Source organism: Undibacterium sp. KW1 (genome assembly GCF_009937955.1).
Taxonomy (GTDB): Bacteria; Pseudomonadota; Gammaproteobacteria; order Burkholderiales; family Burkholderiaceae_D; genus Undibacterium.
This window is the reverse complement of sequence record NZ_AP018439.1, coordinates 3,856,803-3,882,351: the sequence shown is the minus strand read 5'-3', so window position 1 is coordinate 3,882,351 and position 25,549 is coordinate 3,856,803. Positions and strand designations below refer to the sequence as shown.

At 50.2% G+C, this 25,549-nt stretch carries 24 protein-coding genes; 13 read left to right on the top strand and 11 right to left on the bottom strand.

Annotated features, from left to right (window positions below; genetic code table 11):
• Positions 1-13: 13 nt before the first annotated feature.
• The gene (locus UNDKW_RS17395) at positions 14-931 is read right to left on the bottom strand and encodes a hypothetical protein (protein ID WP_162059700.1); all 918 of its coding nucleotides are present in this window, start codon (positions 929-931) and stop codon (positions 14-16) included.
• 502 nt (positions 932-1,433) lie between these two features.
• Here UNDKW_RS17395 and ylqF point away from each other — a divergent pair.
• Positions 1,434-2,366 carry a ribosome biogenesis GTPase YlqF gene (gene ylqF, locus UNDKW_RS17390; RefSeq protein WP_162059699.1) on the top strand — a complete coding sequence of 311 codons (933 nt, stop codon included), beginning with the start codon at positions 1,434-1,436 and terminating at the stop codon, positions 2,364-2,366.
• The gene (locus tag UNDKW_RS17385; RefSeq protein ID WP_162059698.1) at positions 2,363-3,148 is read left to right on the top strand and encodes an enoyl-CoA hydratase; all 786 of its coding nucleotides are present in this window, start codon (positions 2,363-2,365) and stop codon (positions 3,146-3,148) included. Before ylqF ends, UNDKW_RS17385 begins: the two co-directional genes overlap by 4 nt.
• Here UNDKW_RS17385 and UNDKW_RS17380 read toward each other — a convergent pair whose 3' ends face one another.
• The gene (locus tag UNDKW_RS17380; protein WP_162059697.1) at positions 3,149-3,580 is read right to left on the bottom strand and encodes a hypothetical protein; all 432 of its coding nucleotides are present in this window, start codon (positions 3,578-3,580) and stop codon (positions 3,149-3,151) included. It lies immediately after the preceding gene.
• A 561-nt stretch (positions 3,581-4,141) separates the two neighbouring features.
• Positions 4,142-4,810, bottom strand: a complete 669-nt coding sequence (locus UNDKW_RS17375) for a GntR family transcriptional regulator (protein WP_162042205.1) — start codon at positions 4,808-4,810, stop codon at positions 4,142-4,144.
• A gap of 337 nt (positions 4,811-5,147) precedes the next feature.
• Here UNDKW_RS17375 and UNDKW_RS17370 point away from each other — a divergent pair, with 337 nt between their 5' ends.
• Positions 5,148-5,915 (top strand): AraC family transcriptional regulator, encoded by a 768-nt coding sequence (locus UNDKW_RS17370; RefSeq protein ID WP_232063021.1) that lies wholly within the window; start codon positions 5,148-5,150, stop codon positions 5,913-5,915.
• A 166-nt stretch (positions 5,916-6,081) separates the two neighbouring features.
• Positions 6,082-7,224 carry an ABC transporter substrate-binding protein gene (locus tag UNDKW_RS17365; RefSeq protein WP_162059696.1) on the top strand — a complete coding sequence of 381 codons (1,143 nt, stop codon included), beginning with the start codon at positions 6,082-6,084 and terminating at the stop codon, positions 7,222-7,224.
• A 66-nt stretch (positions 7,225-7,290) separates the two neighbouring features.
• On the opposite strand, the gene UNDKW_RS17360 is transcribed toward UNDKW_RS17365, so the two are convergent.
• Both UNDKW_RS17360 and UNDKW_RS17355 read right to left on the bottom strand, forming a co-directional pair.
• Positions 7,291-8,232 carry a 4-hydroxyproline epimerase gene (locus UNDKW_RS17360; protein WP_162061996.1) on the bottom strand — a complete coding sequence of 314 codons (942 nt, stop codon included), beginning with the start codon at positions 8,230-8,232 and terminating at the stop codon, positions 7,291-7,293.
• Between the two features lie 195 nt (positions 8,233-8,427).
• Positions 8,428-8,982 (bottom strand): ATPase, encoded by a 555-nt coding sequence (locus UNDKW_RS17355; RefSeq protein ID WP_162059695.1) that lies wholly within the window; start codon positions 8,980-8,982, stop codon positions 8,428-8,430.
• Positions 8,983-9,129: 147 nt separating this feature from the next.
• Here UNDKW_RS17355 and UNDKW_RS17350 point away from each other — a divergent pair, with 147 nt between their 5' ends.
• The 7 genes from UNDKW_RS17350 (at position 9,130) to UNDKW_RS17320 (ending at position 16,183) form a co-directional block, all read left to right on the top strand.
• Complete coding sequence (locus UNDKW_RS17350; RefSeq protein WP_162059694.1) at positions 9,130-11,232, top strand: TonB family protein; 2,103 nt, start codon at positions 9,130-9,132, stop codon at positions 11,230-11,232.
• Between the two features lie 69 nt (positions 11,233-11,301).
• Positions 11,302-12,357, top strand: coding sequence for a rhomboid family intramembrane serine protease (locus UNDKW_RS17345; protein WP_162059693.1), 1,056 nt, complete (start codon positions 11,302-11,304; stop codon positions 12,355-12,357).
• Positions 12,358-12,362: 5 nt separating this feature from the next.
• The gene (locus tag UNDKW_RS17340; protein WP_162059692.1) at positions 12,363-12,599 is read left to right on the top strand and encodes a hypothetical protein; all 237 of its coding nucleotides are present in this window, start codon (positions 12,363-12,365) and stop codon (positions 12,597-12,599) included.
• A gap of 111 nt (positions 12,600-12,710) precedes the next feature.
• Entirely contained in the window at positions 12,711-12,920 is a 210-nt protein-coding gene (locus tag UNDKW_RS17335) for a hypothetical protein (protein ID WP_162059691.1), read from the top strand.
• Between the two features lie 99 nt (positions 12,921-13,019).
• Positions 13,020-13,793 carry a prolipoprotein diacylglyceryl transferase family protein gene (locus UNDKW_RS17330; protein ID WP_162059690.1) on the top strand — a complete coding sequence of 258 codons (774 nt, stop codon included), beginning with the start codon at positions 13,020-13,022 and terminating at the stop codon, positions 13,791-13,793.
• Complete coding sequence (locus tag UNDKW_RS17325) at positions 13,777-14,703, top strand: tetratricopeptide repeat protein (RefSeq protein WP_162059689.1); 927 nt, start codon at positions 13,777-13,779, stop codon at positions 14,701-14,703. Before UNDKW_RS17330 ends, UNDKW_RS17325 begins: the two co-directional genes overlap by 17 nt.
• Before the next feature lies 1 nt (position 14,704).
• Positions 14,705-16,183 carry a radical SAM protein gene (locus UNDKW_RS17320; protein WP_162059688.1) on the top strand — a complete coding sequence of 493 codons (1,479 nt, stop codon included), beginning with the start codon at positions 14,705-14,707 and terminating at the stop codon, positions 16,181-16,183.
• Positions 16,184-16,233: 50 nt separating this feature from the next.
• Here UNDKW_RS17320 and UNDKW_RS17315 read toward each other — a convergent pair whose 3' ends face one another.
• A complete protein-coding gene (locus UNDKW_RS17315) occupies positions 16,234-17,532 on the bottom strand; it encodes a hypothetical protein (protein ID WP_232063020.1) in 1,299 nt (432 codons plus the stop codon).
• Positions 17,533-17,644: 112 nt separating this feature from the next.
• Here UNDKW_RS17315 and UNDKW_RS17310 point away from each other — a divergent pair, with 112 nt between their 5' ends.
• Positions 17,645-18,271 carry a tRNA-uridine aminocarboxypropyltransferase gene (locus UNDKW_RS17310; RefSeq protein ID WP_162059687.1) on the top strand — a complete coding sequence of 209 codons (627 nt, stop codon included), beginning with the start codon at positions 17,645-17,647 and terminating at the stop codon, positions 18,269-18,271.
• Between the two features lie 208 nt (positions 18,272-18,479).
• Here the strand turns inward: UNDKW_RS17310 and UNDKW_RS17305 are convergent, their stop codons facing one another.
• Positions 18,480-19,178 (bottom strand): NADPH-dependent F420 reductase, encoded by a 699-nt coding sequence (locus UNDKW_RS17305; protein WP_162059686.1) that lies wholly within the window; start codon positions 19,176-19,178, stop codon positions 18,480-18,482.
• A gap of 112 nt (positions 19,179-19,290) precedes the next feature.
• Here UNDKW_RS17305 and UNDKW_RS17300 point away from each other — a divergent pair, with 112 nt between their 5' ends.
• Positions 19,291-20,181 carry a LysR family transcriptional regulator gene (locus UNDKW_RS17300; RefSeq protein ID WP_162059685.1) on the top strand — a complete coding sequence of 297 codons (891 nt, stop codon included), beginning with the start codon at positions 19,291-19,293 and terminating at the stop codon, positions 20,179-20,181.
• Between the two features lie 125 nt (positions 20,182-20,306).
• Here the strand turns inward: UNDKW_RS17300 and UNDKW_RS17295 are convergent, their stop codons facing one another.
• The 4 genes from UNDKW_RS17295 to groES all read right to left on the bottom strand — a co-directional run bounded on the left by UNDKW_RS17295 (position 20,307) and on the right by groES (position 25,299).
• Positions 20,307-20,756 carry a nuclear transport factor 2 family protein gene (locus UNDKW_RS17295; protein ID WP_162059684.1) on the bottom strand — a complete coding sequence of 150 codons (450 nt, stop codon included), beginning with the start codon at positions 20,754-20,756 and terminating at the stop codon, positions 20,307-20,309.
• A 243-nt stretch (positions 20,757-20,999) separates the two neighbouring features.
• Positions 21,000-22,982 (bottom strand): OPT family oligopeptide transporter, encoded by a 1,983-nt coding sequence (locus UNDKW_RS17290; protein WP_162059683.1) that lies wholly within the window; start codon positions 22,980-22,982, stop codon positions 21,000-21,002.
• Between the two features lie 335 nt (positions 22,983-23,317).
• The gene (gene groL, locus UNDKW_RS17285; protein WP_162059682.1) at positions 23,318-24,967 is read right to left on the bottom strand and encodes a chaperonin GroEL; all 1,650 of its coding nucleotides are present in this window, start codon (positions 24,965-24,967) and stop codon (positions 23,318-23,320) included.
• Between the two features lie 41 nt (positions 24,968-25,008).
• Positions 25,009-25,299 (bottom strand): co-chaperone GroES, encoded by a 291-nt coding sequence (gene groES, locus UNDKW_RS17280; RefSeq protein WP_110257032.1) that lies wholly within the window; start codon positions 25,297-25,299, stop codon positions 25,009-25,011.
• Positions 25,300-25,549 lie beyond the last annotated feature (250 nt).

Below are 25,549 nucleotides of genomic sequence, written 5' to 3'. Positions count from 1 at the left end.
CTCCTGCTCTTTTTTATAAGACATTGAATTCCGTAATGACAGGCAGATGGTCTGACACTGCATTAAACGCATTCAGTACAGCTCTGCCCTTGGCAGGATAAAGATCAGTCGGTGGATCAAAAGTACTGTCCTTTGCTTCACCAATCAGATCGGCCACCTCCTCATTCCCGTCACCAATAACAACATTTTGACTAACCCAAAAAATATTGTTGTCATATGCAGCATTCAGATAGGCTGCTTGCCCCGCCTGGTTGTTATTAAGGCGTCGCCTGACACTGGAAAGCGAATTATTCGGCAGTTCAGTTCCAAAATTGTTCAGATTGGAAAATGGCCGAACAGTGACGCCATTACCATTCACATAGTTATCAGTTGGCTGGCAATTGAAGTCACCGAGAAAAAAGGTATTCTGTACCGCTGCGGACGGCGTATTGGTCAGCCGTCTACAAAAATCAATTGGAGGACGCATCCTGACTGCCGCACCGCCACTGGGTGGCGGATCATGAATGCCTGAAAAGCGCATGGTTGTCAGCGGATTTGATACCAGGCTGAAGGTGGCGACCAGCGGGGTTCTGCCTGGCAGGTAAGTATTGCTGACGGAGTCCCTTTCTACAGCAATACCTGTTGGAGTCAGGACACGCGTGTTGTAGATAAAACCAACTGTTTCATGTTGACCTGTGATCAATGGCGTGACATACGCATAAGTGTATTCTTGCGGGTCATGATTCATGGCAGTGACTGCTGCATTCATCGCGTCGCGCAGCGCAACCAGGGTAGGCAGGCAGTTGCCTGATACAGCGCCGCCCTTGGCAGATCCGCCGGTTTTCAATTCGATGACGACAAACAGGTCAACTGGAAAGGCAGAAACGACGCCTTCCCATTGTTCTGCCCCCATGACAACATTGGTGACAAAATCAAGAACGGTGTTTCCCATGCCATAAGACTGAAAAAGAGGCTGGAAAGCGTTCGCTTTTGTCAGCTTGTTGAGACTGACATTTTTCAGATTCCAGGAAATCACCTTCATCGCTCATCTGCCTATGGTTATGTAAGCTCAAAAAAACAATAAAATTCCTACTGCTGTGCCGCTTGCCTCTGTCCGTCCTTATACCTGCCTTGTTGCTTGTTCGCACGAGTTTCCCCTTCACCCTTTTTTAAAGGGTGAAAAACTTGCTTGAATTTCCTGCGGGGAAATGTTTCAGTCGCTAATAAAAATACAACAAATCATGGATTAGAAAAATAGCATCTACATACAAATTAATCAACTAAATTTACAATTCTTGCAAAAATATTAAACATTAATGTTTTTTTGTACATCCATAGTCAAAATCTGCACCGGATAAATGCGGTGCTTCCCCGAGATCGCCAGCAAAATCCGGCGCAAGCGAGGCAGACTTCCGTACAATGTCGCTTTGTTTTTGCCAAAAAGAAGAATAAGCATGTCCATACAATGGTTCCCCGGCCACATGAACGCCGCCCGCAAGAAGGCGGCGGAAACCATGGAAAACACCGACCTGGTGATAGAAGTGCAGGATGCCCGCATTCCACAAGCCTCTTGCAATCCCATGGTGGAGTCGCTGCGTACCTTCCGCCAGCGTCCTTGTCTGAAGATCTTGAACAAGGCTGACCTGGCTGACCCGAATGCCACCAAGGCCTGGCTGGATTTCTACAATGCCCAGAAGGGCGTGTTCGCTGTCGCCCTGAGTTGCAAAAAGCCATCTGATGTCGCCAAAGTGCCTGGCCTGGCTTTGAAGCTGGCACCGCACCGCGGCGTGCCGACCAAGCCGCTGCGCATGATGATCATGGGCATACCCAATGTCGGTAAATCGACCTTGATGAATGCCTTGCTCAAGAAACGTGTTGCCAATGTCGGTGACGAGCCCGCCGTGACCAAGACCCAGCAGCGTTTGTACCTGGGCAAGAACATGATTTTGACCGATACCCCCGGCATGCTGTGGCCCAAGATAGAACATCCTACTGACGGTCTGATGCTGGCAGCCAGCCATGCGGTGGGCGTGAATGCGCTGATAGAAGAAGAAATCGCGACATTTTTGGCAGAGCAATTGCTGATTCATTACCCAAAATTTATCACTGCGCGTTATGGCTTTCCGGTCGAAGGTATAGATGCTGTCTCTGTCATTGAGGGCGTGGCCAAGAAACGTGGCTACAAGCTCAAAGGTGGCGACTGGGACTATGAAAAAGCTTCCCACACCCTGTTGCTTGATTACCGCAGCGGCGCCCTGGGCCGCGTGAGCCTGGAAACCCCGGCCAGCCGCGAACATTTGCTGGCGACCTATGTGCCACCAGTCTTGCTCGGGCAGGGCAAGAGTGTGCAGACTGGCATGGAGCCAGAACAGGAAGATGCAGAATGAGTACTCCGGCAGACTCGCCTTTTGTATTGCGTAAGGATGTCGCAGGCGTCAGCACCCTGACTTTGAACCGTGGCGAGCGCTTTAACCCCCTGTCTGAAGAAATGCTGGCTGCCTTGCAGTCTGAGTTCAAGGCCATCGCAGTGGATGAAAATGTGCGGGTAGTAGTGCTGGCTGCTGCTGGCAAGGCATTTTGTGCTGGCCATGACCTGAAGCAAATGCAGGCCCATCCATCTGAAGATTATTACAAGAGCCTGTTCCAGCAATGCAGCAAGCTCATGCTGACTATCCAGAAATTACCCCAACCCGTCATCGCCCGTGTGCAGGGCTTGGCGACAGCAGCCGGCTGCCAGCTGGTGGGCATGTGTGATCTGGCTGTTGCCAGTGACAATGCCAGCTTTGCCGTATCTGGCGTGAATGTCGGCCTGTTCTGTTCTACACCCGCTGTTGCCTTGTCGCGTAATGTCTCGCGCAAGCAGGCGATGGAAATGCTGCTGACCGGTGATTTTATCGATGCGCAAACTGCCTTGCAGCGCGGCCTCATCAATCGTGTCGTCAGTACTGATGAGCTCGATGCCTGTGTGGCGGAGCTCACAGCCAGCATCATTGCCAAACCTGCACTGGCCATTAGCATGGGCAAGCAGTTATTCTATAAACAGCTGGAAATGGGTGTGGAAGCCGCCTATCAGCTGGCCGGGCAGACCATGGCCTGCAATATGCTTGATGGGACGGCGCAAGAAGGTGTACAGGCTTTTTTGGAAAAACGCAGGCCCGACTGGACTTGATTATTGTTCTGGTTCTTTGGACCTGAGATGGTCAGCAATCACCGCACCAAGCGAACACCAGACTCCGGCTACAAAGCAGGTATATAAGACTGCATAGGAGGTGGGGAGTTGGGCAGGATTGTCGCTATAGGTAAAACTGGCATAGGTATAAACCAGCGCCGTGGTGGCAATACCCAACAGATAGCCATGCATCATAGGCGATTTTTCAGCCAGATACCCCACCAGCAAGCCTGGCACTACATACTGTGCAAAGCCAAAGATCGCCATGAACAGCTGGTTTCCCCATAAGCCGGTATCCGTATTCACCAGTGTTGGTGGTGCCATCGAAGCCTTCAGCAACGCAATAAATATGAAATACAGCAGACCATACACAACAGTCGAGACAGCGATCGCCTGGGTGTTGGGTTTGGAAATAAAAGGGTGGAATGCCATAGGGGCAAGATTATACTCTTAGCTGCTGAAGAGTTGGGCACAATTGAGTGTGTTTTGTGCCATTCTTTAAGAGCATGGTTTGCGACTGGTGAGCTGCAATATGATCGGCAATCTTGGTAACGTCATTCCAGCGTGTTTTTAGCTGGAATCCAGCGACGTTCGTGGCAAACTAATGCGCTATTAGTTTCAGACTCATTGTGTTCTATGCGTCTGTTTAATTGAATACTTGCACACGTATTTTGGGATCGCAGGCCGGTGGTAGACCGGCAGCTACTCCCTTTTCTTGCTTCGCCAAGAAAAGGAAGCAAAAGAAGGCGACCCAGGCATCGCCGCCCCTGCGGGGTTCCCGTTTGTGCAGTACAAAAAATGGGAAGGTCCGAAACTCGCCTGCGGCTCAAACAAGCGGCCCTTCTTTTTCCATTTTCTGTACTGCACAAACGGCGTCGACACATGGGAACTGCGGAAAGTCAAAACCAACCCCAACTGCGACGTCACTACGATCTTGGGGAGTATTCTTGGACTTGTAGTCAATGAGGCTTTCTAAGCCCTCAAACACTTCACCTACCCAATCACCTTACGCGCAAACGACTCCAGGTAATCCATCAAGCCATCCGCTGCCTTGGCAGCCTGCTCCTCATTCCCTTTGGCAATCGCCTTGGCAACCAGCATATGACAGCGGGCGCCTTCTTCTATGTCACCTTCGTGCTGGAAGGCGTACCAGAAGCGGCGGCATTTGATGATCAGCGGGATCACTGCAGCGACGGCTGAAGGGTTGCGGCAGGCTTCGTGGACGACATGGTCGAGGGCCTGGTCGGCTGCCATGTAGTCGTTGAGGTCATTGCGCTTGGCGGCGACCAGCATTTTGTCGGCGCATTCTATGATGTCTTTGCGGTGCTGTGGCGTGGCGCGGCGGGCGGCGCTGGCGCCGATCAGGCGTTCGATGACGCGGCGGGTTTCTATCAGCGTCATGTGCTCGGCAGCTTCGATGTCGCTGATGATCAGGCCACGCCTGGGCATTTGCTGTATCAGGCCGTTGGATGACATGCGCATCAGGGCTTCGCGCAGCGGGGTGCGGCCCAGGCCGGTTCTTTCTACCAGTTCAGACTCGACTACGGGTGAGCCAGGTTTTAACTGTAGCGTGACTATCATGCTTTCTATCGCATCATACGCAACGTCGGCTGCGCGTAATTTAGGAGCGAAAGCGGGTGTTTTTTCAGGAGTAGCAAGCATCAGATATCCATGTTCTGTATTTTGTATGGATTTTACCTATTCGAGTACGAATTTTACCTTGTAAAAAGCCAGTATTATCAAATTCTGCGCGTTTTTATAAAACTTTTGCACTTTTTTGACTTATGGCAATATATTCCTGCCTTCAATTTTGCCATGGACTATCCTTATTTGCTGGTGATTTACGCAGAAATCGGCACAGGAATAGATTCTAGACTGAATTATGGTTTAAGCTCTACATATCAAATATAATTTAAATATATTTATAGATTGAGTTAATCGCAACACAATATTTTTTCTTGTTATTCTTTTCTTTCTCTTCATTCATGGAGTTGATTAATTGACGCTGCCAGCATCCCCTTTTCCAGCACAGCAAAAACGTCAGCAGATGGCCAGCCAGATGGCGAATGTGTTTTTTGCTGAAAGCCTGTTCGATGCCATGCCTGACATCGTGTTTTTTGTGAAGGACGATGAGGGGCGTTATCTGGTGGTCAATCACACCCTGGTCAGGCGTTGTGGTGTCTGGGACAAGGATGCGTTGATAGGCAAGAAGGCAGAGGAAGTGTTCCCATCTTCACTGGCAACCAGCTATGCCACACAGGACGCGCTGGTGCTGAGTGGCAAAAAAGAAATTCATGACCAGCTGGAGCTGCACCTGTACCCGAACCGCTCGCCGGGCTGGTGCCTGACACAAAAAATTCCCTTGCGCGATGCCCGCCATAACATCATAGGCATGACAGGCATTTCACGCGACCTTGCCATGCCTGACCAGCGTCATCCCGTGTATGCCAAAATTGCTGCTGCGGTAAAACATCTGCATCAAAACTATACCCAAACCATTGCCATGGCAGACCTGGTCAAGCTGACTGGTCTGTCGGTGGCGCAACTGGAGCGCAATTTCCACAAGATATTTTCCCTTACCCCGAGGCAGATGATGGTCAAGATACGCCTCGATGCCGCCTCATGCTTGCTGGCCGAATCACAATTGAGCATTACCGATATTGCTGTTGCCTGCGGTTACCAGGACCACAGCGCGTTTTCGCGTATCTTTAAGGCAACAGTAGGTATGACGCCGAGTGAATACCGCGATGTTGTAGTGCGTAGCTAAAAACTGACAAATGTTTCCTTTGAGTAATTGAATAGTCATCCAAATGACAATCTTTAACAAAGATGTGTTTTATTCTTTGGGCAATGCTTTTCGGAAATTTTGTTGAGCATTAACCAAAACACCCTCTGGCATCCAGCACAAAGGGAAAGAAAATACTGGAGACAATATGTTCGTAAAATTAAATCGCTGCAAAGCGATGGTAAGGCTTTTGCTCGTCAATTTGATGTTGTGCTGTAGTGTGAGTGTCCATGCAGATGGGAATGACATCGTCATTGGTCAATCAACTGCATTGACCGGCATCCTGGCTGAACTGGGAGTTGCGCACTCCACCGGTGCCAAAGCCTATTTTGATTATGTGAATTCACAGGGGGGCGTGAATGGCCGCAAGATACGCCTGATCACCCTGGATGATGCATATGACGCCAAGAAGTCACTGGCAAATGCAAAACAGCTTATAGAAAAAGAAAAAGCCGTAGCCCTGTTCGGCATGCTGGGCACACCTGCCAATACCGCCTTGCTGCCAGTGCTGGAAGAAGCCAATATCCTGAGCTTTGCCCCGGTGACCGGTGCTGATGTGGTGCGCAAGCCATTTAACCGCCGCATCTTCAATATCCGCGCGGGTTACACGACAGAGACAGAAAAGATCATTGATCACCTGAACGTGCGTGGCATCAAGAAGATAGGGGTGGTGGTACAGAATAATGCCTTCGGCAAGGAAGGCCTGGCTGGCATAGAACAGGCTATCGCCAAACATCAGTTGAAGTTGACGGCAACAGTCAGTATCAACAGCGATTCTTCTGATCTGGACAAGGCTGTCAGTGCCATGGAAGCGGCCGATGTACAGACTATCATCCTGATCACCGCAGGCAAGCCATCCAGTGATTTTATCCAGGCCTTCAATAAGAAGGTCAAGGGCATGCAGTATTTTGCCCTATCGGTACTGGCATCACAGGCTGGTATTACAGCACTGGGCAAGGACGGTGTGGGCGTCATCATTTCCCAGGTCTTGCCTTTCCCTTACTCTGCCACGACAGCCCTGGTACGTGAATACCAAAAGGTCATGGGCAAGATGAACGTCAAGGAATATTCTTATCTGGGTATAGAAGGTTTTCTGGATGCCAAGGTGTTTGTCGAAGCCATCAAGCGCGCAGGCAAGGATGTCAACAGCGAGCGTCTGATCACGGCATTAGAGGGTATGGGACGTACTGACTTTGATGGCTTTATCGTCAACTTTAGCAAGAATAACCACCAGGGTTCTGATTATGCAGAGCTGACTGTAGTGTCCAAAGATGGACGGTTTTTGCGTTAATACTTTGCGCTGAATGATATCGCAAACTGATCCCGCACTTTTACCGGGATCAGTTTGCAGACGTGCTTATTGACGTATGCCCCAGACAAAGGGGTCGCGTTCATCCAGCAATAACTGTGCTTCTGCATTCACAAAAGCGCTGCCACGCAAGCTTGGCAAGACCTTGCCATCTGCCGCATGGCGATAGCTGGCTTCAAACACGCTGCCCAGTATGCTTTCTTGTCGCCAGACCTGGCCTTCCTTGAGTTTTTCATCCGCTGCCAGACAGGCCAGTTTGGCGCTGGTGCCAGTGCCGCAGGGTGATCTGTCATAAGCTTTGCCGGGGCAGAGCACAAAGTTCTGGCTATGGTTGTCTGTTGAAAGTGGCGGGCCAAATAACTCGACATGATCGATCAGTGCACCGTTTTCACCGGTAATGCCCTGGTTTTCCAGTGCCTGTCTGACGCGCCAGCTAAAGTCTGTCAGTTGTTCTACATTTGACAGACGCAGGTCTTGCCCGTGCTGGTTGATCAAAAAGAACCAGTTGCCGCCCCATGCAATGTCGCCGCTGATCTGCCCATGTCCGTCCACATCGATCTTTACTGCATGGCGGTAGCGGTATGCGGGCACATTGTGCACGGTCACGGTGTTGTCGGCATGCAGCTCTGCCTCGACGATGCCGACCGGTGTATCTATCCTATGCTTGCCTGCCTTGATCTTGCCCTGATAGGCGAGGGTGACGATAAAGCCTATCATGCCGTGGCCGCACATACCCAGATATCCGACATTATTGAAAAATATCACCCCCGCCGTGCAGGATGGGTCATGCGGTGCACAAGCCAGCGCGCCGACGATGACATCAGAGCCACGCGGTTCACAGACGGTGGCAGAACGGTAGTGATCAAATTGATCACGAAATACTTGCAGGCGGGTAGCCAGGTCACCTGCGCCCAGATCCGGGCCGCCATCAACAATAATCCGGGTAGGTTCGCCACCAGTATGCGAATCAATGACTGAGATTTTTTTCATGTATTTTGCCAGTATGGGATGAGTTTGCTGAATCAGGGTTTCCATGCAGAATAAAACCTGATTCATGAGAAAATGATTAGCTACGTCAGCTTAGGCAAAACAGTTGTATCTGTCTTGACACAAATTCAGCAGGCGGACGACGAAATCAGCATAGTCATGTTGGCAATATGATCCTACGCACAGAGTGCAGATTTGCTAATCCACCTTGCCGGTATTGGCAAAATTTTTGTAGCGGGCAATCTGTTCACCCAGCATGGCATTCACCATCGGTGCCATTTTTTCAAAACCACCTGCCATATAGCCGCCCACGCTATAACTCAGTACCAGCTTGCTCAGTGGCTGGCCCGCTTCAGCCGGTTTTTGCGGGATGAAATCCCAGCTCATGCTGCCAGCCAGACCGTGTGCCTGCATGGGGCCGAGTGCGCCTGTCATGCGCAAGGCTTTGCCAGGTGCTGCATGTACCACGCTCATGTGTTGTACTCCGCCACCATGCGGGTATTTCTCACAAAAGCAGCCACCAGGCCTGGCGTCTATGCTCAGGTTTTTGGGATTGAGGGTATAAGTATGCGAAGGATTCCACCAGCCGCTGACATTCACCAGCAATTCGTAGGCTTCTTCAGATGGTATATTCAACAGCACTTCATGACGTATCTGGAAACCATTACTACTTATATTGATAACTTCTGCCAGCGCAGGGCTAGTCAGGCAGAGCAGGGCAGAGGCGGAGAGGATGCGAAAGCGAGGGGTCATGTTTTGCTCCTGTTTGGTGGGCCATCAAATTCAAATCGTGAATTTCTGATGCTGAAGCACTTTTTTGATGCATACAGATGGTAAAGTACGTTTCGCATTTTGACCATGCGATAATCTTCAGCCATGAGAGAAAATTGAACCTGTTGCATGAATCTGTATCCAGACCACACTGAAAATGCCATGCCCAAAGAGATCAAGCAGCGCCTGACTGGCGGTTTGCTCATTTCTCTCGCCATACATATATTTATTTTGTGTTTACAGTTTGGCTTGCCTGGCCTGGGTATGCCCGGCGTGGAAGCGCCGTGGAACAAACGCAGGGCTGAGTCACCACAAATCACGGTACAGATTGCCAATTCAACACCAGCTAATAATGACAAGCCTGTCGCTGCCAGCGCTGCGGCTGAATCATCGGCACCAGTAGCGCCGATGACACCAGTAACACCTGTCACCCCCAAGTCTGATCCTGCACCCGCATCCACTACCGCCGCAGTCAGCGTGAAAGAAAGTGGCGCAACTGCAAAAAACGAGAGCAAGGCTGCCACTTCTGGGATACGCCTGGTTGCACCACAAAAGGCGGCACCTGCTCCCGCACCGGTACAGACCAAAGTTGCCAGCAAGCCGCGCGCTCCTCAAAAAACCAAAGCCAACACGGCTCCACCCCAGGCCCAGCAGCGCAAAGTCATGGCACCAGATGTGGCCCGTGTGATCACCCAGGATATAGCCCGTGAAGAAAGCTTCGCCATGGCTGTCCCTAATCCCGATGACCTGCCCAAAAAAGCAGATGCAGAACCCGATCCTAAAAAGCAATATGACAACGTAGCGCAAGAAGGCGTGGAGCAGGAAACACCGCAAGAAAAAGCTGCCAAAGAACAGGCAAGAGAACAAAAACGCAAAAAGCGTGAAGAACAGATGCGCAAGCAGGCCGAGGAACTGGCGCAGCAAAGCGATGCCAATGGCAAGGCAGACATCCAGCAATTGAGCAAACAATTCGACGAAGAAAACCGCAAACTCGCTGATGAAGCCAGCCGCAAGGCGGCAGCCGCACTGGCCCTGCAAAAACAACTGGAAGCAGAAGAACAAAACCGCCGCGCCCAACGCGAAGCAGCCCAGGCTGAAGAAGTCAAACTGGCAGAGCAAAAACGCCAGGACGACAATAAGCGCCAGGAAGAAGAAAGACAGCAAAAATCCCAGCAACTGGCCCAGGCACAGAAAGAACAGCAGCAAGCCAAAGAGCAACAACAGTTGAAAGAAAAAGAACAGCAAGTCGCGTTGGAAGCGGAAAAACGCAAGCAGGAAGAACAGCGTCAGCAAGCTGCGGTACGTCAAAAACACCAAGAAGAGCAAGTCGCCAGACAAAAACAGGATGAACAATTAGCGAAACAAAAAGCCGAAGAGCTGGCTGCAAAACAAAAAGCAGACGAGCAGCGTGCCCAGGCCCAGGCCCAGGCCCAAGCACAAGCACAAGCACAAGCACAAGCACAAGCACAAGCACAAGCACAAGCACAAGCACAAGCACAAGCACAAGCACAAGCACAAGCACAGGCACAGGCACAGGCACAGGCACAGGCACAGGCACAGGCACAGGCACAGGCACAGGCACAGGCACAGGCACAGGCTGCTGCCGCTGCCAAAGCTGCTGCGCAGGTCGCCGCCAATAACCAGTCTGCAAATACCGGCATCAATCCCGGTCCAAACACCGGGCAGCAAAACAATGGCTCTGCTACCACGCCGGGCAATGGCAGTAATCAGGGGAATAAATCTGACCCGTTCAGCCTGCCTAAAAATATTACCGGTGGTGACCTGGCTAACCGGGCCAGGGACCAGGCACGCGGGCTCGATGTCCTGCGTGGTACGCCGCCTTTGCCACGTAATGACGCAGAAGAAAAACCGCGTCGCCGCAGCCTGTTTGGCAGCCAGGACAAAGATGTTCCCTTGCGTTTGTACATCGATAGCTGGAAGCAAAAAATCGAGCGCAATGGCAATCTGAACTATTCGCAGATTTCCAAAGACAGGGCGCGTGGCGACCCTGTAGTGGTGGTTTCCATACGTAGTGATGGTAGCGTCGAAGAAATCACTATCTTGCGTTCCAGTGGGCGTGCCGACATCGATGAGGCAGTACGCCGTATCGTCCGCGTGAATGCCAAATACGCCGCCTTCCCGCCGAATATCGCAGCTCAGTATGACGTTATAGAAATACGCCGTATCTGGAATTTTGACGACAATCTGAGATTGATAGAAGAGCTGCGCTAGTTGTGTGAAGTATTCTGCTGGCTGGGTTTTTTCGGCTTGATGCCTGCCAGGTACATTCAATCATCATTCATGACAAAATTTAAAAACTATTCCAGCGTTTCCATCGCGCTGATTGCGCTGAGTGCTCTGGTTGCACTCACTTCCAGCTTTGGTGGAGAAATAGAAAACCTGCGCATTCTTTTCATAACAGACCCGGATCATGCCGGGTTCGCCGATGTTTTTTCAGGCCAGGTCTGGCGCTTGCTCACACCTGCCTTCATCCATTTCGGCCCCATACATCTGATCTTTAATTTGCTGTGGGTGTGGGATCTGGGCATCGTCATTGAAAACAGAAAAGGCCCGCGCTTTTATCTGGGCTTCTTCCTGGTTACGGCAGTCATTTCAAATATCGCACAATACCTGCTCACAGATAATCCTTATTTTGGCGGCATGTCTGGGGTTATATATGGCTTATTTTCCTATGTCTGGATACGTGGCCGCTATGACGCCGCCTTTAACGGCATCATGCGCAAAGCCACAGTGAATATGATGCTGGCTTGGTTTGTGTTGTGCTGGACCGGCTTGCTTGGCCCTATCGCAAACTGGGCGCACACCATGGGATTGCTGGTTGGCGCTGCATGGGCCTATATTGAGTGCAAGAAGCTGGGGCTGACACAATCTTCTTTACCGCTACCGGCCAACGCGGCACAAAACCTGGAATATTTTTCTACTGCCGATATCCTCAAAGCAGAATCATTGAGAGATTGGGTCAGACAGCAATATTTGCCAGAAGCGAGAACACAGTTTGACACTGTAGAAGGCAAGCTCAAAATCATCGAAGTGATCTTGCAGCAAAAGCCAATAGAAGCACGGCCAGTACATGAAGTGCAGGCACTGGAAATAGTATTTGCCGATGCCTTGGTACAAGAGACAGGTTTGAAATGGGCAGTGATCGATAACGACCAGCAACGCATCTTTGTCATGACTACTGCAGATGCGCCGCCAGTCATTTTTAGCCTCGTTCCTGCCAGTAAAATCATGCAGGCAGTCATTGACGCAAACAAGGATGCAAATCTGGCTGCATTGTTCAGAACCAGTGTGCAAACCATACGTGAAAATCTCCAGCAGCGTACAAATACAGGATAAAAATCATGAGTTTGCAAAAAACTGTCCGCGTCATCGCGATGCTGATTTGCCTGATATTAATGATAGGCTTTGGTGCTTGTGGTCTTCTCGGTTTAACTTTTTTAGCAGGAACACCATTCAATCTTTCAGTGTTGGGTTTGACTGCGCTGGGTTTAAGTATCAGCCTTGTTTGTGGCTTTCTGCTCAAAAAGCTTTTTGTATCTACGCACAAATCTGATCCTGACAAGCAAGAGCCAGGCTAAGTTGAAACTCTGTGTCAAGTGCACATTATTTTGACGCTGGTTTATTTGTAGAGTAAAACAGGCGATGTTGATTACTTGCGCTATCATGCTAATTGATTAAGTCTGATCGACATGGCGACCATGAATAAATTTAACAACTTTCTTCGTGCAGTTTTAATTCTCCTGTGTTTCATACCTCTGGTAGGTTTTGGTGCTTGTGGCGTGCTCGGTATATTCACGGCGGTCATTACTATCAGCACCATCCCGCTTGTAATGGGAGTTGCAGGCCTGCTCATTTGTGCGCTGTTGTATAAATTAATTGGAAAAATCGCTTCCAAATAAAACTGAAAGGCCAGACTTGGGCCAGACTTGGGCCAGACTTGGGCCAGACTTAGTGCATGCTGGCAACCTTGCTCACGTGCTTCTCCAGATACTCATTCAATGAAACTTTACGTATTTTCAGCAAGTACCGCCCATCTTTTGCATTTCATTTTTGAATGGCTGGCAATTGCCATTGGTGTGCAGTTATACCGCCGTCAGCGCACATACCAGCAGCAGGCAGGCATACTGGCACCCGGACATTATGGTGTGATCATAGGCTGTGTACTGGGTGCTGCAATAGGCAATAAAGCAGCCTTCTGGATGGAGTTCCCACACATGTGGGCGGCAGCAACAGCTAACTTGCAGATATTGATGTCAGGCCAATCCATCGTCGGTGGTTTGCTGGGTGGTTTGATCGGTGTCGAGTTTGCCAAGTTCCTGCTCAAACAACCGCAATCAACCGGCGACAATTTTGTTTTACCTTTGATGGTGGCGACGGTCATAGGCCGCATAGGCTGTTTCCTGGCAGGACTCAACGACGGCACCTATGGCAATGCCACGGGTCTGCCATGGGGTATCGATTTCGGCGATGGTATCGCACGTCATCCCACCCAGATCTACGACATGATCTTTGTTCTGGCATGGGGCGGTTTTTTATTACGACGCAGGCAGGTATGGCAAAGTCAGTCTGGCCTGATGTTCAAAATGTACCTCGCTGGCTACCTGTTCTGGCGCTTGCTCATCGATGGTATCAAACCTGTGCCTTACTATTATTTTTCTTGTTTGAGTGGCATACAGGTTTTGTGCATTATTGCGCTTGTGGTTTACTTACCTTTGCTTGTGCGGCAGATGCTTAGATTGAATACAGGAGAGAAATTTGGACTCGAACCTTAATAGAAATTCGCGTATTGCGATGTTGATGGTGGCGCTGAGTTTGATAGGCGGGACTGGTTGTGTGCATTATTTGATGGCGAGCTCTAGCTCTGGCTCGAGGAATAATACAAATCCAGTCAGCGTTCCTAGAGAATTAACTGCACAGGAAAAAGAAGAGATTGCAAAGAAAGCGGAACTTGCAAGAGAAGAAAGCAGGAGGAAGTACGAGCTTGAATATAATAATTTGGTGATTGCAGCAAATGCAAATGACCCTGCTGCCAAAACCAAACTTGGTATAGAGTATTTGAAGAATATTGGATATTTTCCAAAAGACGTCAAAAAGGGAATTGCACTGATTAAAGGCGCTGCGGATGATGGACATCCAGATGCTGAGTATTATTATGGATGGCTATTACTTCAAGGCTCGCCTGTCGAAAGTGACCGCCAGATTACGCTGGAACAAGGAGATATAGAACTCTCTTATTCTGAAGGGGTAAGGTTAATAGAAAATTCGGCAAGGAAAATATGTGCTGCATCATTTTCGCAAAAGTTGAATTATCCAGCCCAAGATTTGAAGAACATCTATCTGGATGGAAAATATGTTTCAAAAAATGAACGAATTGCTGATCTTTGGTTGACGAGATCTATCACGCATTGCGGCGGGACATCTTTGTTTTCAAAGAAAAAAGCATGGCGCTTGCTCGGTCATGAAGATTTTTCAGATGCAAAAACTTTAGCATTCCTTTATTTGTTGGATAACTCGCGCAGTCCTTACCCCAAATACTACAGGGAACGTGCCTCAGAATTTGCTGCCACATTGAATTCGGAGCAGATCAAGGAAGCCAAAGCAATAGCGCAAGAGCTTCGTTTGGCAATTCGTCAGTCAGAGCAGGAATATCCCGATCCTACTAACTATAAGGGTAAAAAATAATATGTCCCGAAAAGTCCGCCCTTATCTATTTTACGACACAACCAGTTCGGTTTGTTCCAGCTGCCTTCACCCTGTAGAAGCTAAAATCATCTTCAAGGATGATAAGGTCTATATGGACAAATGGTGCAGTGCGCATGGTACTGAGCGCGTGCTGGTCAGTGATGATGTTGAATACTACAGGCTGTGCCGTGAAGTATTCGTCAAGCATCCTGAAATGCCGCAAATCTTTAATACCAAAATGGAATATGGCTGCCCCTATGACTGTGGTTTGTGTCCTGACCACATGCAGCATTCCTGCCTGTCCATCGTGGAGATTACCGACAACTGCAATTTGAATTGCCCGGTCTGTTATGCCGAGAGCGGTACCCATCGCGAACAGCACAAACCACTGGCTGAGATTATCAGGATGCTCGATACGGTAGTTGCCAATGAAGGCGAAGCCGATGTCATGCAATTGTCAGGTGGTGAGCCAACGCTGCATCCGCAATTCTGGGAAATTCTTGATGCTGCCAAGGCTCGTCCTATCAAGCACGTCATGGTCAATACCAATGGCATTGTGCTCGCGCAGGACAAGGCCTTTGTTGAGCGCCTGGCAAGTTATGCACCGGGTGTTGAAGTTTATTTGCAATTTGATTCTTTCCGGGCAGAAGTACACAAGGTTTTGCGCGGCGCAGACCTGCGTCGCATACGCCAGCAGGCGCTGGAAAACCTGAATGCAGTTAATCTATCTACCACTCTGGTCGTGACCTTGAAAAAAGGTTTGAATGACGACGAGATAGGCGACATCATCAATTTTGGGCTGACCCAAAAATGCGTACGCGGCGTGACCTTGCAACCAATACAGGATGCAGGACGTGTCGAGAACTATGACCCGCGCCTGCATCGATTGACAGTATCAGAAATACGCAGAAAAATTGCTGAGCAATGCAGCCTGTTCAGTCTCAAGGACATCGTGCCTGTACCCTGTAACCCAGATACGCTGGCGATGGCGTATGCCTTAAAGACAGAAGAAAAAACCGTCCCGCTCACGCGCTATCTTGACCCGCAATCTCTGGTGGAAGGTAGTGGCAATACCATCGTCTTTGAACGTGATGAGAATTTAAAGCAGGGTATGAAAGACCAGATTTTCAAACTCTTCTCAACCAATCATTCGCCAGAGTCTCAGGCCAATTGCCTGTCTGAATTGATGTGTTGTCTGCCCTTGATCTCGGCGCCGCAAAACCTCAAATATGACAATGTCTTTCGCGTGCTGATCGTGCAGTTCATGGACGCCTATTCCCTGGACGTACGCGCATTGAAAAAATCCTGTATCCATTTCGCTCTGCCTGACGGCAAGATGATACCGTTTGAGAGTCATAACCTGTTGTACAGGGAAGCTAGCAGGCTCAAAGAGATACGCGGCAGCATTGCGAGGCAAACCATGGATAGACTACCGGAAGGGAAGAAGCAGAAACACATCCCGCTGGTAGAAATCAACTGAAAAATGCCAGCCTGTGCAAGCAAGGCTGGCATGTGTTGGCATGTCTTATATCATGGCAAGGCAGCAGGCTTGGCCAGATAGCTGGTTGAATAAGTCTTGAACTGCCCACCATCGGTATTGATGGAAGTCTGGTTCACTTCACCCGTGCTGAACACTACACCCAGGCCACCAACCGCGACCATTTCCGATGCATGCGTGAGGAAATAACGTACCTTGTTGTCGCGGTATTTACCTGACGAGCCGCCTATCTGGGTCGATGGCACGCCCAGTGGGGTTTGCCACCACAGGACAGGCAATTGCAGACCCTGATAGTAGGTTTTGGCCAGCGCAAAATGGTCCTTGAAATTAGGTGAAGTCAGGTTCGACTCATCCCAGTACCAGCCCGTGCCTGCGCGCGAGCAGTAAGACACTTGCGGCACGGTTTCAAAACAGCCGGCATCCCTGTCCAGGGTTTGCATGACGATGAAGTCGGCCTTGTCGGCACCCAGTTTCAGCATGTAAGACATGGCCGTTGAATGCAGGTCTTCAAACAGGGCCGGGGGAAAGCCAACATAGGCATTTGGCGCAATGGCTCTCGCCATCTGCATCAGGCACTGGCTGATACCGGCGACGCTGTTCGGCTGGTTCGCGCAGTCAGGGTTATTGTTGACCTGCGCAGGCACGGTGGCCGGGTCGGCGTTATTGGATATCCTTTGCGTATAACCCCAAAAGTCTGGCTCAAAATTGACCAGCACTGGTTTGCCATACGCCTTGATTTGCTGGAACATCAGACGTACATTGTCCCAATAACCTTTCATGAACGTCGTATTGGTCAGGCCGCTCAGATTGCCGTCGCCATTGCTGGCCATCTGGTACAAAGTGAACATGGGGATAGCACCCAGCTTGTCGGCATTTTGCGCAACGATCTGGACATAAGCACCAGAAGGGCTGTTCCAGGTTGGCCAGGAACCAGCACCGACACCGACCAGGTATTGGTCATAGATATCTGGTGTAATGTTTTGCTTTTGTACATCCGCCAGATCGGCACTGCCCAGGCCCACCAGAAAACGCGTAGGCTTGCCGAGCTTGGCTGCCAGTGCAGCGGCCTTTTTCTCCAGCGTGACGACCGTCGTGCCAGTGCCCGTGCCCGTAGTAGTACCCGTACCTGTACCAGTGGTAGTGCCCGTAGTAGTACCGGTGCCTGTACCCGTGATTGTTCCAGTGGTTGTGCCTGTAGTTGTTCCTGTAGTACCAGTTGTGGTACCTGTAGTCGTGGTGCCGGTAGTTGTCGCTGCAGTCGAGCCACCGCCACCACCGCAAGCGCTGGTGGCCACTAGCAGGCTTGCTGCAAGGATAGTTGGGAATTTCATAAGGCTAAAATAAAGTGTCAGAGGTTCTGTTCATGATAGACGATGCCTTTACGACTTTGCCTGAAACCATTTGAAGCTTGCCGCTTAAATAACAATCCTTCACAATGTTGGCATGTCAGAACCCAAGCCCAAAAGAAAATCCTGCCCACGATGCCTGCGCCCATCCACAGCCTGCATCTGCCACTGGGTTTGCAGCATTGCCAATGCACCCGAAGTGTTAGTGTTGCAACATCCCCTGGAAGTCAACAATGCCAAGGGTAGCGCACGCCTGCTGGACCTTTGCCTGCAAAATTCACGCATGCTGGAAGGCGAGCAGTTTGATCAACAATTATTGACTGGCCTGCTGCAAGCTGATGGCAAGCAGGCTGTATTGCTTTATCCTGCAACCACGCAAAATGACGCGCAAGACCTGCAATACGAAGCAGCAGAATTTGTTGCGCAAGACCATGCATTGACGAACATACGTCTGGTGATCATCGATGCGACCTGGCGCAAAAGCCGCAAGATGCTGTACCTGAACCCGCTGCTGCAACAACTACCCCGCCTGAGCCTGCAAGACATGCCAGCCTCGCACTACCGCATACGCAAAGCGCATGCTCCAGATCAGTTATCAACGCTGGAGGCTGCTTGTTATGCACTCATAAAGTTGGAACAGGATGAGGAAAAATATCAGCCTCTGATCGAGGCGTTTGATGGGTTTGTGGGGCAGCAGATGAGCTTGATAGCTTTGAATAACTAAGGGCGAATTTGATCCTGATTCATGCCCTTAAGTCTGAAAATCATTGTCCGAACTTCAGAGCTGATGATAGCAATCAGTGGAAGACTCCAAAAATATCTTCCACCGCTGCACTTATGTCTTACTCACCCATGTTTTACTTTGCTCAATTCTTACTACGGGTGCAGGCGACGCGATGAGTGAATCTTTTTTGCTGGCATTTGAATAATTATCAAGCTGGTGATTCAAATGTGCCTGGACTATCTGGTGTCGCACGCCATGCAGGTGTGCGTTCCTGCGTGGCTTCAGACAATGCTTTGCTAACATCCGCCGCATTGTAATCCTTCAGATATCCCGGTGAGCCAGGTTGTTGGCGCCATGATTGCGCGATCGTGCCAGCATCGACTGCTGCAAATCCTATCCCTTCGACAAGGCGCATGACCACCGCTTTGGCTTTCATATCATCGCCAGCGACTGCCAGCGCCACCCGGTTTGTGCGCTCATCAGGGGTACCCTTGTTGAGCATGTGTTCAGCCAGTATGCTATTAAATACTTTGATAACCGGGCGTCCGATCTGTTGTTCAACCCAAGCGCTTTCTGTCATTCCTGCTTCGACTTCTGCAATCAGGCCATCGCGTTGTTGCGGATAATAGTTGCTGGTGTCGATGACTATCAAGTCTGCAGGGGCATCGCTGAACAGGTCTTTAGGCAGGCTGGCGACCGCTACCATGGGGATGGTTACGACCACAATCTCACTATCCTGCACTGCTTGTGAGACCGTCACTGGACGGGCACCAGTTTCATTTGCCAAATCCTGCAGCGAAGATGGGCCACGTGAATTGGCTACTGCCACATCGTGCCCTGCCTTGGTGAACAAACGTGTCAGTGCGCCGCCGATATTGCCGGAGCCGATAATTCCGATTTTACTCATGATTTCTTTCCTTTTTTAACGCCGCCTTTGAGGCTGAGACGGTGATATTATTCCCACCTGAATTGCGCATAAATACTGATATTTGTATGTGTGTAACAACCAGGAGTATGGAATGGACAGACTCGCAAGCATGGCTGCCTTTGTCAAAACAGTGGAAGTTGGCTCTTTTGCCGCAGCTGCCAGTGCGCTGAACATGTCGCCCCAGATGATCGCCAAGCATGTGAGTTGGCTGGAAAGGCGCCTTGGCACACGCCTGATCAACCGGACTACCAGGCGGCAGAGCCTGACCGATATCGGCAAGGCTTATTATGATCGTTGCAAGATGGTGTTGGCCGATGCAGACTGGGCTGATTCGCTCGCCGACGAGGTGAAGGGTGCGCCGAAAGGGCGCTTTCGTATCAATGCGCCGGTGTCGTTTGGCACATACGCGCTGACACCTGTCATTGCCCGCTATTTGCGACAGTATCCGCAGGTAGAAATTGATCTGGTACTGAGTGACCGCTATGTTGATCTGGTGGAAGAAGAGTTTGAGGCAGTGTTTCGTATAGGCCGTTTGAGCGACTCCAGCTTCATCGCGCGCGAGCTTGCACCATTTCGCCTGGTCGCCTGCGCATCACCAGACTATCTCAAAGAAAGGGGTGTTCCCGCCACGCCGCTTGATCTGGAAAAACATGAGTGCCTGGCTTATGCATCCAGCACTGGTTCAACCGCCAGCGAATGGCGCTTTATGCGTGGAGCAGAAAAATTCCATGCTCAGGTCCGGCACCGCTTGCAACTCAACGATGCAAAGGCATTGCTGGTTGCAGCCTTAAATGGGATAGGCGTGGCTTATATTGCAGAGGACCTTGCGCGTGAAGATTTGCGCACTGGTCGTCTCGTTAAAATTTTGCCTGATTATGAAACACCATCACGGCCCGTGCATCTTATCTACCACCCTGACCGCAGGCAGACTCCCAAGCTGAAGAGTTTTATTGACACAGTCGTTAGCGAGCTTGGTATGTAGAGGTGCTTGAGTAATTAAGATAGAAACGGTGCGCATGGGGCCACCCAACCGAACGTAGCCCAGGCCTTATCTTTCTATTGTCTTAATTAGCAAGTCCTCTAATGAAAATCTTATCCCATAGCCATTTAATTGCTTTTCTTTGGCTTGCTATACCAAAGCGCATTCACAATAATCCAGCGGTCTTCAAATTTACCCATGTGGAAGTAATCGACAAACCATGGGGTTTCCAGGCGTACTGAGGCGGCTTTGTCTGTTACGTCCAGGACAGTACAGGTGCGGTTCCATTCTGCCTTCGGTGTTTTAAGTGCGCCTGCTTTGGTCAGGTTGACCAGTTCTTCTTTGGACATGCGCCGCAGGCCCAGGCGCTCATCCGGTGTGTCGCCTATCACGGCGCGCTTGGCCAGATCGGGATGCAGGGAGCGGGCTACCCGTTTGGGATCTGCTTCCAGTTGGCCGTCGATATAGTCGTGGCAAGTGGCTTCGATGGCGGCAATGGTCGCAGCATCGACGGTGGTTTGATTGCTGCCAGGGCTGGCGTAAAAGGTAGCTGCGATGAAAAGGGTCACTATGGACATAGTTCTTGGTTCCTGATTAAGTGCGACTTTTAAAGAATTGAATACCGGATGAAATAAAGTTTATACCTTAGCAGGTCTTGCCCCGCCTTTGCATGAGCAAGCGTATCAATTTACCTTGACTCGGTATATTCATGTTGGTTCCTGGTATTTGTTCGCGTTCCTATCTGCAGAAGTAGTTCGCACAGGTATAAAAAAGCCCCGCAAGAAGCGGGGCTAATAATGTCAAGGTGTATCAATGCAGGATCAGATCAGCACATTGATAATCGCATTGCCTATGCCTATCAACGCAGCACCAGAGATCAAACCAGCGCAGATAGGTTCGCACCCTTCTACCCAGAAATCATGGCCTTTGCTGCCAGGAGTGCTGTTGCGGCTGCCCATCCACCAGAATATCGCTGCACCTATCCACATCGCCAGGCAGGATTCAGGAGGCAGGATGACGCCCAGGCCGATGGAGACAGCGGACAGCGGGAAGCGACCCTTGGTGATGATACGGGCAATTTCGATGATGGTAGCCGCTACTGCTGCCACGATGATGCCGGTGATGGCAGATGCTGGCAGGCTGCTGAAGCCTTTGGCGATCAGCTCGGCCACGCCTTTCCATTGCATCGCGCCCGGGAAGGCAAATTTGTCGGAAACGATAGTGGCAGTAGAACGTATGCCGTCAGCATCTGGCGGCAGGAACAGCAGGAAGTACAACGGTACGCAAGCCAGCGCGCCGGAGAAAATACCGATGATATGGCCTATCGCCTGCTGCCTTGGTTTGGCGCCCAGCATGTAGCCAGGTTTGATGTCGGACAACAGATTGGATGCATTCGATGCCACTTCTGCCGTCATGCCCGCAGGTATCAGATTGTTGGCAGGGTTGGTGCTGTCGATCGCACCCATGCTGAACTGGGTGATTTTTGACAAGGTGCCTGTTGGTGTCCATGAGGTCAGCGCCATTGCATTGGCACAGATGATAGTCAGGATGAATACCAGGGGCAGGGTGATGATGGACATCAGCCAGGGTACGCCAAAGAACTCATGCGTGGTCCAGGCAGCCAGGATACTGAATACAGGGATACCTATGTAAGAGATGATCAGCGGTACTTCGATATGATCAAGAACAGTACTGGTCTGGTCTGCGACTTTCTTGGTGTCAGATTTTTTGAACAGGCTGGTGAACAGTTCAGGCTTGGCCGCCAGGCTGATGAAGGAGGCCACCACCATCATCGAAACCGCCCACCACAGGCCCCATTGATTGACGATCTCGGTACGGGAAATAGGTACCAGTTTGCCACTAGGAGCGATCCGTTCGACGATATCGCCACGTTGTATCATCCACGGTGCCAGGAAAACGAAATTGATAATGGTGCCCAGCAAAACGCTGCTGGCGACACGTATGCCCATCAGGCCGCCGACGCCCAGCATTGCAGCATCGAGGGTAAAGCGCAGACCCAGTGCACGGAAATCTGTACCCAGGATTTTTGGGATCAGCATGTCATATTTGACGGCAGCGGCGTAATAGTAAGAATCAAACCGCTCCTGGAAATGCCATGCTTCTGTCATGCCTGCCCATTTGTCCATGCGCAAGATTTTGAACTGTATCAGTTTCATCCAGCCATCGCTGGTGATCATTTGGTAGATTGCTGTCCACATCGCAGAGAAAGCCATCAGGCGCGCCTTGTACATGCCGCTGGCAGCTTCGCCGGTATATACCGCATCGAGCACCACGCCGCAGGCACGGCCTTCAGGGAAGGGCAGTTGGTCTTCATTGATAAAGCGGCGCTTCATAGGGAAGGCCACCAGTACGCCCAGGATGGAGCAGATACTCATCCATACCACCAGATGCCACCAACTGACTACCGTACCGCTGATCAGCATATAGGCTGACAGCACGGTATTGAGTGGCATGGTCATGTAGCCTGCCGCTGTGGCGATGGATTGTGTACAATTGTTTTCAAGGATAGTGAAATCCTTGGCCAGCCCCAGGTTGGCGAGGATTTTAAAAATCGCAAAGGCCAAAATGACCGAGGTCAGGCCTACGCCTATCGTGATGCCGGTTTTGGCACCGATGTATAAAGCAGTTGCCGACAATATGCCGCCAAGCAAAAAGCCAGTGAATGCCGAGCGTATGGTCAACTGCGCCATGTCACCCCGGTAAATATTGGCAAACCACCACTCGTCCTTTTGGGCGCGGGTCCAGGTTCGTATTTGCTCATCGCTTAATTGTTGCAGCGCCATATTTTCTCCAAAGCGGTTGTCTTGCTTGATGATGATGCCCGGCTTGTTGATGCATACGCAAGATCATTGCAAATATGAAACACGAAGCCAGAAATATGAAAATTTTCTTTCAGGTGCGGCAGTATCCAAGCGACAGATGTTTTCTGTCAAGCGGACCGTGTAAAAATTTGCTGTCTTGTGTTATTTGCGACGATTCATAACTTAGCAGGCACAAAAAAATGAAGATTAGGACATTTATTATGCAAGGCTATAAATTGTATAAACAATAAAAAACCCCGCAACTTGCGTTGCGGGGTTTTGAGCAATGCGACTCTGTGTGAGTAGCGAAGCAGCTTTTACATCATGCCGCCCATACCACCCATACCGCCCATGCCACCCATATCACCACCACCCATAGATGGCTTGTCTTCAGACAATTCAGCAACCAGAGCGTCAGTAGTCAGGATCAGGCCAGCAACAGACGCTGCATTTTGCAATGCAGAGCGGGTTACTTTAGCTGGGTCCAGGATACCCATTTCTATCATGTCGCCGTATGTGTCATTGGCAGCATTGAAACCGTAGTTGCCTTTGCCATTGATGATGGCGTTAACAACAACGCTAGGTTCGCCACCGGCATTTGCAACGATTTCACGCAGAGGTGCTTCGATTGCTTTCAGAACCAGTTTGATACCTGCTTCTTGATCTGGATTGTCGCCTTTGATTTCGCCAGCAGCTTGACGTGCGCGCAGCAGGGCAACGCCACCGCCAGGAACAACGCCTTCTTCTACGGCAGCGCGAGTTGCATGCAGAGCATCTTCAACGCGTGCTTTTTTCTCTTTCATTTCAACTTCAGTTGCAGCACCAACCTTGATCACAGCAACGCCGCCTGCCAGTTTGGCAACGCGTTCTTGCAGTTTTTCACGGTCGTAGTCAGAAGTTGCTTCTTCGATTTGCGCGCGGATTTGTTTAACGCGTGCTTCGATACCTACAGCCTGGCCAGCGCCATCGATAACGGTCGTGTTTTCTTTACCGATTTCGATACGTTTAGCTTGGCCCAGATCAGCCAGAGTTGCTTTTTCCAGAGTCAGGCCAACTTCTTCAGCAATCACTTGACCACCGGTCAGGATAGCGATGTCTTCCAGCATGGCTTTGCGACGGTCACCGAAGCCTGGAGCTTTAACAGCTGCAGTTTTCAGGATGCCACGGATGTTGTTCACAACCAGAGTTGCCAGTGCTTCGCCATCGACATCTTCAGCGATGATCAGCAGTGGGCGGCCGGATTTTGCAACTTGTTCCAGTACTGGCAGCAGGTCACGGATGTTCGAGATTTTTTTGTCGAACAACAGGATGAACGGGTTTTCCAGGATAACGGATTGTTTTTCTGGATTGTTGATGAAGTAGGGTGACAGGTAGCCACGGTCAAACTGCATACCTTCAACGATGTCGAGTTCGTTGTCCAGGGATTTGCCGTCTTCAACAGTGATCACGCCTTCTTTGCCGACTTTGTCCATTGCTTTGGCAATGATGTCGCCGATGTTTGCATCGGAGTTGGCAGAGATGGAACCAACTTGAGCGATTTCTTTGTTGGTTGTTGTTGGCTTGGACAGCGTTTTGATTTCAGCAACAATGGCTGTCACCGCTTTGTCTATACCGCGTTTCAGGTCAGTTGGGTTGAAACCAGCTGCTACATATTTGAAACCTTCGCGAACGATGGCTTGTGCCAGAACTGTCGCTGTCGTTGTGCCGTCACCAGCGTTGTCAGAAGTGCGGGAAGCCACTTCTTTCACCAGTTGTGCACCCATGTTTTCCAGCTTGTCTTTCAATTCGATTTCTTTAGCAACCGATACGCCATCTTTGGTTACTGTAGGTGCGCCGAAAGAGCGTTCCAGAACAACGTTACGGCCTTTCGGGCCCAGGGTGACTTTAACTGCGTTCGCCAGGATGTTGACGCCATTAACGATCTTCGCACGTGCGTCATCGCCAAAAATTACTTGTTTAGCTGCCATATTAATTCTCCGAATTCTTTAATTGATATCGTGGATGTCGATTACTTCTGTACGACCGCGAAGATATCTTCTTCACGCATCACCAGAACTTCGTTGCCGTCAACTTTGACAGCCTGACCAGAATATTTGCCGAACAAAACGCGGTCGCCGACTTTAACGTCCAGGGCGCGCACAGTACCGTTGTCCAGCAATTTGCCAGGACCAACAGCCAGCACTTCACCTTGATCTGGCTTTTCAGCAGCAGCGTCAGGCAGAACGATACCGGATGCGGTTTTTGTTTCTTGATCCAGGCGTTTCACGATCAGGCGATCATGCAGGGGACGAAGGTTCATACTAGCTCCTTTAAATTTGCGAGTAATTACTATTGGAATTCAATTAAGCTGGGGAAAGACTTTGTTAGCACTCTCTCCCAACGAGTGCTAAGTATATGGGCGGGGGGTGGGCTTTTCAAGAGCTAAAAAAGGGATAAACTAATATTTCTTTAATAATCAAGGGTTTAATATTTTTTTCAATAATTTATTTTGCTAATTTTTCTACCTGAAACGATTGAGTTCGAGGTAGAGGTGAGAAATAGTTGCTTAA